This is a genomic window from Caballeronia telluris (assembly GCF_001544495.1).
Classification (GTDB): Bacteria; Pseudomonadota; Gammaproteobacteria; order Burkholderiales; family Burkholderiaceae; genus Caballeronia; species Caballeronia telluris.
The window spans coordinates 1-7,848 of record NZ_FCNZ02000075.1 but is presented as its reverse complement, the minus strand read 5'-3'; the positions used below and the strand labels follow the sequence as shown (position 1 = coordinate 7,848).

Sequence of the window (7,848 nt, the reverse complement as noted above, 5' to 3'; positions counted from 1 at the left end):
CAATCGGAAACAGGCGTTGGCCGCACGCGCGGCGTAACGCCAAACTCGCCGGTCTCCGACAAACCCGGGGCGCTTCAGCATTGCGGCCGAATGACCTGCACCTATCAGAATAACGGTCGAGAGCGGGAATAGCGTCACGATGATGATGCCCACGGTACTAACATGAACCGTGCGACCGAAGGTGAACCAGACGGCCCGTGCGGCAACCTGTGCGGGTCCGATGAGCGCCATTGTCGTTACCAGCACGGCGTTCGATACGCCGCGCTCGACCATGAGCGGCACCAGATGAAATGTGAGTGCCGCGAACGTCGCGTAGTAGGCAGTGAAGCAGACAGCGAGCGCCCAGAAAATTGGCGAACGAAGCGCGCGGCGCGTAGCCGCATCATTCGCCAGTTTGACCTCGGCACTGGTCCGCCGTACTCCCGCGTCAGCTTTCGAAGAACGGATTGCCAGCACGTGGATAGGAAGGCAGACGAGGAGGTTCAATGCAGCCAGGACAACAAGCGACGTGCGCCACCCGACTGAGCCAACGAGGAACTGGGTCAACGGAATAAAAACCGTACTGGCGAACCCAGCCACCAGCGTAATGAGCGTGATTTTGTTTCGGAAGCTTCGTGGATACCGGTGCGTTACAACGGCAAAGACGGGGTCGTAGAAGGTGGCAGCCATTGAAATCCCGAGGCCTATCCATACAACGAAGAGGACTGTCAGCCAATGCGCGCCTGCCCAGAGCAACAGCGTGGCCGCGGCGATTACCGACCCGACGGCCATGATGCGGCGCCCCAATCGATGGTCAATCCAGCGCCCGATGGGATAGGCAGCGAATCCTGAAACCAGTAACCCTACCGAGAGCGCGGCGTTCATTGCCGTCCGGCTCCAGCCCATGGTCTGCTCCATGGGCACAACCAATAGGGAAAAGGAATAGTAGACAGAACCCCAGGAAACAAGTTGAGCAGTTGAGCCACCGCCAGTGCCCAGGTCACAAGCCTGTCGCGACCGTCCGTCGGCGCCGTCTCGTAGCGTGCGCTCTCATCCTGATTCGACGTCGTGCTCAATTGTTTCCTCTCGTTGGGTCAGTCGGTTAAACGTCGGCAGCGCCGATGCGAAACGAGTCGCAGCAAAAGAACCTTCGCGAAGCAAGTCTGTCGGCGATGCTGCGGCCGACCCGCTCTGGCGGTGGGCAGGCGTTGCGCGGTCCACCTATCCGCTGGTCTGTCTGTACCGTGCCAAGAAAACCGATTCCTTCGCGTTCGCAATACCCTCGTGTGCGTAGCTCGACGAGCGCTTCTCTCGGGTGTGCGGACACGCCGACGACGCCTCTCCTCTTTTCGTGGGTCGTCAACGCGACGAAAAGCTTCAACCCTTCGTCGGCGACCCTATTGCGTGTCCGCAGCAACGGAGTCATCCAGTCACATCGCGGCCAGAAACGGCTCAAGAACTTCGCATCCAGGACAATGACAGCAGCCGACGAGCCACCAGTCCCGAGAAATCGCACCCGCTCGAGCGTCTCGTCGAGCGCCCCCATCGGCGCAATCGCGGAGGTCGCGTAACCGGTCTGCGACTCGAACGCTCTTGCGACGTCTGTCGATAGCGACGCACGCCAGGACGGCGTCGCGGCCGGACCATCGGAACGCCGTATCGCGTCGCTGGCCACTGGTCGCTCTGCCTTCAGCAGGACCAACGCCTGCATCAAGCCGCAGTGCCACCCATCCGCTGCCGACAAGGAAGGTCCAGTCGACAAGAGGTCTTCGCGGTCCATGACAGCCCCCTAAATTTCACATTTCCAGAATAGCGGAAATGTCCTAGAATGCAAAGCACGAAACGATGACGCTTGCTCCTCATCTGGCAGCAACGCCGGGTTGAGGCGGCGAACATCGGGTGCAGTCAGAAACGTCAATAGCAAGGTAATGAGATGACCGTTGATGCAATCAAGGGCGGCCACAGCTTTCCGGCCGCCAGGACAGAATTTTTCGACACGGATATTGCCGCACGCCTCGGCATGGACGGGCAGCCCCCGGTGAGAATTCTGCTGCTATACGGCTCGCTGCGTGAACGGTCGTATTCGCGGCTGCTAGTCGAAGAAGCCGCGCGCCTGCTGGAGACGTTCGGCGCTCAAACGCGGATTTTCGACCCGCGTGGTCTGCCGCATGCCGACGATACGGACGTGAAAAACCATCCGAAAGTAAAAGAGTTGCTCGAGTTGTCGCTGTGGTCCGAAGGACACGTGTGGTGTAGCCCTGAGCGCCACGGCACCATCACCGGTCTGATAAAGACGCAGATTGACCACCTGCCGCTCGTCAGCGGCGGCATCCGGCCAACACAGGGGCGCACGCTCGCGGTCATGCAGGTCAGCGGCGGTTCGCAGTCGTTTAACTCGGTCAACCAGCTGCGGCAGCTTGGACGATGGATGCGCATGTTCACCATCCCCAACCAGTCGTCGGTGGCCAAGGCGTTTGAAGAGTTCGAAGAAAACGGGCGGATGAAACCATCGTCGTATTACGACCGCCTCGTGGACGTCATGGAGGAACTCGTGAAGTTCACACTGCTGCTGCGCGGCCGCGCCGACTATCTCGTCGACCGGTACAGCGAGCGCGTGAAGGAAGACCGCCCACTGGACCCTGCGACCAACCTGGCCTCCAAGGCAATCGCCGACCAGCCGCGGAAAGAAGTGCAGACGAGCAACCAGTAAAGGTGCGTCATGGCAACCCTCGATTCAAAACTAGCAGTCAAGGCGCTGGCAGCGCTCGCTCATGAGACCCGCCTCGCAGTCTTCCGCCTCCTGGTTACGGCGGGACGCTCGGGTATGAGTCCAGGCGCCATTGCTGAAAAAATGGGGTTGCCCGCCCCGACGCTGTCGTTCCACCTCAAGGAGCTAGCGCACGCAGGGCTCATCGAGGGCAAGAGTCAGGGCCGGTTCATCATTTACAGCGCCAGCTACGACCATATGCAGACGCTCATCGATTTCCTGATGGAAAACTGTTGCGCGGCGGAACAGGCAGAGCAATGCGGCTGCGGGACCAACGAAACGGAGGCGTAAATGAAGCGATTTCACGTGCACGTTGTTGTCCCGAAGCTCGACGAAAGCGTGCGTTTCTACAGCAGTATGTTCGGCGCGGAGCCTTCCGTCCTCAAGGACGATTACGCGAAGTGGATGCTAGAGGACCCGCGGATGAACTTCGCTATTTCGGCGCGCGGTGGTGAAGCCGGTGTCAATCACCTTGGATTTCAGGTCGATAGCGACGATGAGCTGACAGCCCTTCGTGCGCAGGTCGTCGCCGGCAGCGTCGCGGTACAGGACCAGCCCGGCGCGCAGTGCTGCTACGCATCGTCAAACAAATACTGGACGCAGGACCCCGCTGGTGTTCCGTGGGAGACGTATCACACGCTCGGCGGCATCCCGATGTTCGGAGCGGACAGCCGTGAGTCAGCGGCTCCCGAATCGGGCGGGGCTTGTCATGCCCCCGCTAGCTCGATTCCGGCCGCCATTGCGAAAAAGGTCGGCTGCTGCTGATTGGCGGTAGACACGCAAACGGCCGCGGAAGTTACGAGGCGGCCGTTGCAGTTGGGCATTTATGCGCATCACGGCAGAGCGCTTTCGCGCCGTCTTGCGCATCAAGTGACTGTCATGCGGTCACTGGCTTGCACTTTACTTTCTTTGCCGGCTTGCATGCAGCCGACTCGACGCCTTGGCAGCAGTTCTCGGTGAGGAAACCAACCAGGTCGTTCATGTGCTCGATTTCGGGACCGTAGTACACGAAGCGCCCTTCCTGACGGGACGTTATCAGCCCCGCGTGCGTCAGTTCCTTCAGATGGAAGGACAGCGTCGCACTGGCCAGTTCTAGGTGCTCCTGGATGACACCGACGTTCAGTCCCTCCGGCCCGGCGGTGACGAGCAGCCGAAAAATAGCCAGGCGCGTCGGCTGTGCCAGCGCCGACAAGGCTTTAATGGCGTCTTTTTCCTTCATAAGGCTCTGTCTCAAGGTTATGCGCTGATTCTAACGCGACGGCGCGGCCGCCGGGCTAAACGGCAGCCCAAGGCGCCAAGGACGTCTATGACGAGCGCGCATTGCACCCACGCACGCTTGCTGCACCATAACGTTTCCATTATATTGGAGATGTCGATTTAAATATCAATCGCGACGAGGCGTCGCCAGGAGAAGTGTGTGACAGAAAACCGGAAGTACAACGTCTTATTCCTTTGCACCCACAACTCGGCGCGCTCTATCCTTGCCGAGGCCGCGCTTAATCAGCTCGCCGGTGACCGTTTCGTCGGGTACAGCGCGGGCAGCCATCCGGGAACCGCGCCGACCCCCTACGCAATTGCGCTGCTGAATTCGCAGGGTATCGACACCCAACGGCTGCGCAGCAAGAGCTGGGATGAGTTCGCTGAAGACGGTTCCCCGCAGATGGACTTCATCTTCACTGTCTGTGACGATGCAGCGGGTGAAGTGTGCCCCATCTGGCCGGGCCACCCCGCGAAGGCGCATTGGGGCGTGGCCGACCCGTCGAAGGCAGAAGGCTCGGACGAGGAGAAGCGCAAGGCATTCTTGCAAGCCTTCGTGCAGATGAAGAAGCGCATAGAGCCCTTCACAAATCTGCCGCTCGACAAGCTCGACCGGCTGGCTGTCCAGCAGCAGGCGCAGAGCATCGGCACGTCGCTGCGTGAGAAGGGAGAGTAACCATGGCGGGATATCAAACAGTGGCGAAAGCGGCGCGGCGCGCGCCAGGCGGCATCGGATTTTTCGAGCGCTATCTGTCGCTGTGGGTCGCGTTGTGTATTGTGGTCGGCATCGTGCTTGGCAAGCTGTTGCCCGGCGCTGTCCACACCGTGTCAACGCTCGAGTTGGCCCACGTCAACATCCCGGTCGGGATTCTGATTTGGGTGATGATTATTCCGATGCTGTTACGCATCGATTTCGCGTCGCTCGGGAAGGTTCGCTCCCAGTTGAAGGGCATTGGCGTGACGCTGGTCATCAACTGGGCGGTCAAGCCGTTCACGATGGCTTTCCTTGCTTGGGTCTTCGTGCGACGCGCATTTGCGTCGCTGCTACCTGCTGACCAGCTCGACAGCTACGTCGCCGGTCTGATTCTGCTTGCAGCTGCGCCTTGCACCGCGATGGTCTTCGTCTGGAGTCAACTGACGAAGGGCGACCCGTACTTCACGCTGTCGCAGGTCGCGCTGAATGACCTGATTATGGTGTTTGCGTTTGCGCCGGTCGTGGGTTTGCTTCTCGGTATCTCGAACATCACGGTCCCTTGGGATACGTTGCTCACGTCCGTGGTGCTCTATATCGTTATCCCGGTCATCATCGCGCAGCTTGTCCGCAAGGCTCTCTTACGACACGGCGAGCAGGCTTTCCAGCGAGCGCTGTCGAAGATTGGTCCGTTCTCCATCGCGGCGCTGTTGCTGACCTTGGTGTTGCTCTTCGCTTTCCAGGGCGAGCAAATCATTGCGCAGCCGCTTGTCATTCTGCTGCTTGCCATCCCCATCCTGATTCAGGTGGTGGTGAACTCGTCGCTCGCCTACCTGGCGAACCGGCAACTGGGTGTCTCACACGACGTTGCAGCACCGTCGTGCCTGATTGGCGCGTCAAACTTCTTCGAGCTCGCTGTTGCGACGGCCATCAGCCTGTTCGGTTTGAAGTCCGGCGCGGCGCTAGCCACTGTCGTTGGCGTGCTCATCGAAGTGCCTGTGATGCTGGCGGTCGTGAAAGTCGTCAACTCGTCCCGGCGCTGGTACCAGCGCGAAACATAGTTGAGACGTTACCAACAAACGGGGGCTTCTTGAGAGGTAGGCCGCCTCGCTCGGTTCGCCAATTGCCTCAATCGCAATTCGTCGGCAGCTTCGTCATTAGTTTCTGCTGGAGTCGGCCTCGGAGCGTCCGGAAACCCCGGGACTCTTGCCTACTCGGTTTAGGTGGCCCAGAAATTTCCTTTTAGCCGGTTTGGCGATGTCGTATGAACACTTCTTTCACCTTGGTTTATACCCCGCTACGTTCCGCTGACTTGCGCTGGTCGGCCGATGCGGATGATGTCAAGTGGAGAGCTTCGCAAATGGATTGATTGGCTGCACCTTCTTGCCGTCCTTTACGCGCTCGAGCATCTGGCACCGACCCCAGTCAACGACCATCGATTCAAGCCCGCGTACGACGTTTGATTCCATCGCTTGCAAGCCGGCGTCGCCGTTGAAGTTAGCACTGAACGCGGAGTGAAATCGATACTGAAAGTAAGCAGAGACTTCTTGGATACGCTCTGGAGTACCCGAATCTGTGAACATCACAGACTCTGACGAAAACGGGTCGTAGCAGATGACATTACGGTAGTCGGTAGCCACGGCTACACGCGCTTCATCGCTGACAAGCAGCGAACCGACTAACTGGATAGACCCTTTCATCCCCTTTGGCGTTTTGAATACCCAAATGCGCTTTGGCAGCCGCTCCGCGAGTTGCACGATTTTCGAATTGTTGGAGCCCAGATGGCCGACCTCGCCATTCTTAAGGTTGTGCTCAAGTTTCTGCCAATGATAAAAAATGTCCATCTAGTATCAGCCCACTAATTCCTTGTTCGCCGCGAGGCTCAATCGACGCAGCAATGTTTAAAAAAACGCGCCCCACAAGCAGATGCTGTTGCGGCCAGATGTGATGATTATGCCGCGAGCCGATGCTCGTAGTACGGCCTGTCTCTATCATCTAAAATTGCATACATCGCTTCTAAGTCCGATGCACCGGGATTCAGCCACGATTCGATATTCTTCACCTTGATGGGCACAATGCAACGGTCGTGGCCTGCAGCCTCAACTTCCGGAGGCGGCTCATCGGTGATGGCAGCGAATGACAGCAAGTCGGGTTGTCCCGGCGCGCTCCAGCGCGACCACAGACAAGCGACGTGCATCAAGTGGCCGTTGTTCGGACGGAACTCGAGGACAACGTTCTCATCTTTCTCGTGTGTTTCGAGCAGCGTGCCTTCCATCTTGGCTTTGCTGACGTTCTCGTAGAAGACATCGACGAGTATCACGCCGTGCGTGTAGCCAAAGCACGGCTTCCAGAAACCCTCGAGGTTGTCCCGTCGAGCATTGTAGGTCCCCGGGTACTTCACATCGTAGTGAGCGGGTTTGCCAGCGATTCGACACTGGTAGCGCATGGGCTTGACCACGTACTTGCCGCTCTCCATGACAAGGACTGGAGCATAGGTGCCAGGAAAAATCCGTGAGTCGCGTGGTTGCGGGTCCGTTCGGTTAATGTCCTCAAGGCGACGCAGCGCGGCGTCGATTTTGTCCGTCGCGATGCGCTTGCTTTCAGTTGCGGCCTTGGTCACCTTTGATTGCAGCGTACGCTCGGCATCCGAGAGACGAGTGCGTTGTTTGAAAAGCTCTTGCTCGAGCTTCGTCGCCTGTTCCGCATTGAATCGGTCGATGGACGCCTTTATCTGCCGCTCAGTGTCAGTCTGCGGGTCGCGGAAACTGTCGTCGACGGCCTTCGGAATCTTCGCTTTGCTGCCGTCGGCTCGTTCGAAGTAGAGTCGTGCAAATTCCTCGATGTCCATGTGCGCACCGAAGGTTTTCACGTACTTGCGGTAGTCCGCCTGGATTTGCGCCGAGTAGCACATGCAATGTCTCCGTTCATCTTTCCGTGGATGGACAGGTCAGAGCGATTCCTTGCACAACTTCATCATCTTCTGGACCACGGTGCTCGCGTGGTTCAGCGTCATCTCGCCAGTGGAGAGAGCTTGCACATCGCTCTGCCGAACGGCGATGCCGGCGTCTTTCAGCTCGCGCTTCGCAATCTTCAGCGCAAGCTGCCCGAGGAGCACTCGGTCGAGCCAGTCCATCGAAACGGCGTTTCGCGCGAG

Annotated in this window: 10 protein-coding genes and 1 pseudogene; 5 read left to right on the top strand and 6 right to left on the bottom strand. The window is 58.8% G+C overall.

Annotated features, from left to right (window positions below; translation table 11 throughout):
* Both AWB66_RS31755 and AWB66_RS31750 read right to left on the bottom strand, forming a co-directional pair.
* A partial coding sequence (locus AWB66_RS31755; RefSeq protein WP_407642357.1) for an MFS transporter occupies window positions 1-897 on the bottom strand: 897 nt, incomplete at its 3' end.
* Between the two features lie 184 nt (window positions 898-1,081).
* The gene (locus tag AWB66_RS31750) at window positions 1,082-1,759 is read right to left on the bottom strand and encodes a hypothetical protein (RefSeq protein WP_087633955.1); all 678 of its coding nucleotides are present in this window, start codon (window positions 1,757-1,759) and stop codon (window positions 1,082-1,084) included.
* Between the two features lie 240 nt (window positions 1,760-1,999).
* Between AWB66_RS31750 and arsH the strand changes: the two genes are divergently transcribed.
* From arsH to AWB66_RS31735, 3 genes are read left to right on the top strand one after another with little or no spacing between them, the layout of a single operon-like run.
* Window positions 2,000-2,689, top strand: a complete 690-nt coding sequence (gene arsH / locus AWB66_RS31745; protein WP_235021345.1) for an arsenical resistance protein ArsH — start codon at window positions 2,000-2,002, stop codon at window positions 2,687-2,689.
* 9 nt (window positions 2,690-2,698) lie between these two features.
* On the top strand, window positions 2,699-3,037 hold the full coding sequence (locus AWB66_RS31740; protein ID WP_087633954.1) for an ArsR/SmtB family transcription factor: 339 nt from the start codon (window positions 2,699-2,701) through the stop codon (window positions 3,035-3,037).
* A complete protein-coding gene (locus tag AWB66_RS31735; protein ID WP_087633953.1) occupies window positions 3,038-3,511 on the top strand; it encodes an ArsI/CadI family heavy metal resistance metalloenzyme in 474 nt (157 codons plus the stop codon). It abuts the gene before it with no gap.
* A gap of 112 nt (window positions 3,512-3,623) precedes the next feature.
* Here AWB66_RS31735 and AWB66_RS31730 read toward each other — a convergent pair whose 3' ends face one another.
* The gene (locus tag AWB66_RS31730; protein WP_087633952.1) at window positions 3,624-3,965 is read right to left on the bottom strand and encodes an ArsR/SmtB family transcription factor; all 342 of its coding nucleotides are present in this window, start codon (window positions 3,963-3,965) and stop codon (window positions 3,624-3,626) included.
* 198 nt (window positions 3,966-4,163) lie between these two features.
* On the opposite strand from AWB66_RS31730, the gene AWB66_RS31725 reads away from it, so the two are divergent.
* Both AWB66_RS31725 and arsB read left to right on the top strand, forming a co-directional pair.
* Window positions 4,164-4,679: an arsenate reductase ArsC gene (locus AWB66_RS31725; RefSeq protein WP_087633951.1), complete on the top strand. Its 516-nt coding sequence runs from the start codon at window positions 4,164-4,166 to the stop codon at window positions 4,677-4,679.
* A gap of 2 nt (window positions 4,680-4,681) precedes the next feature.
* Complete coding sequence (gene arsB, locus AWB66_RS31720; RefSeq protein WP_087633950.1) at window positions 4,682-5,755, top strand: ACR3 family arsenite efflux transporter; 1,074 nt, start codon at window positions 4,682-4,684, stop codon at window positions 5,753-5,755.
* A gap of 279 nt (window positions 5,756-6,034) precedes the next feature.
* Here the strand turns inward: arsB and AWB66_RS31715 are convergent, their stop codons facing one another.
* From AWB66_RS31715 to AWB66_RS31705, 3 genes and pseudogenes are all read right to left on the bottom strand, one after another.
* Window positions 6,035-6,538: a hypothetical protein gene (locus tag AWB66_RS31715; RefSeq protein ID WP_087633949.1), complete on the bottom strand. Its 504-nt coding sequence runs from the start codon at window positions 6,536-6,538 to the stop codon at window positions 6,035-6,037.
* Between the two features lie 107 nt (window positions 6,539-6,645).
* Window positions 6,646-7,605 carry an SOS response-associated peptidase family protein gene (locus AWB66_RS31710; protein WP_087633948.1) on the bottom strand — a complete coding sequence of 320 codons (960 nt, stop codon included), beginning with the start codon at window positions 7,603-7,605 and terminating at the stop codon, window positions 6,646-6,648.
* Between the two features lie 36 nt (window positions 7,606-7,641).
* Window positions 7,642-7,848, bottom strand: a pseudogene (locus AWB66_RS31705) (hypothetical protein); the annotation flags it as partial.

Coding starts and splice junctions, on each gene's coding strand:
- AWB66_RS31750 (WP_087633955.1), bottom strand. CDS start 1,759: ATGGACCGCGAAGACCTCTTGTCGACTGGACCTTCCTTGTCGGCAGCG.
- arsH (WP_235021345.1), top strand. CDS start 2,000: ATGGACGGGCAGCCCCCGGTGAGAATTCTGCTGCTATACGGCTCGCTG.
- AWB66_RS31740 (WP_087633954.1), top strand. CDS start 2,699: ATGGCAACCCTCGATTCAAAACTAGCAGTCAAGGCGCTGGCAGCGCTC.
- AWB66_RS31735 (WP_087633953.1), top strand. CDS start 3,038: ATGAAGCGATTTCACGTGCACGTTGTTGTCCCGAAGCTCGACGAAAGC.
- AWB66_RS31730 (WP_087633952.1), bottom strand. CDS start 3,965: ATGAAGGAAAAAGACGCCATTAAAGCCTTGTCGGCGCTGGCACAGCCG.
- arsB (WP_087633950.1), top strand. CDS start 4,682: ATGGCGGGATATCAAACAGTGGCGAAAGCGGCGCGGCGCGCGCCAGGC.
- AWB66_RS31715 (WP_087633949.1), bottom strand. CDS start 6,538: ATGGACATTTTTTATCATTGGCAGAAACTTGAGCACAACCTTAAGAAT.
- AWB66_RS31710 (WP_087633948.1), bottom strand. CDS start 7,605: ATGTGCTACTCGGCGCAAATCCAGGCGGACTACCGCAAGTACGTGAAA.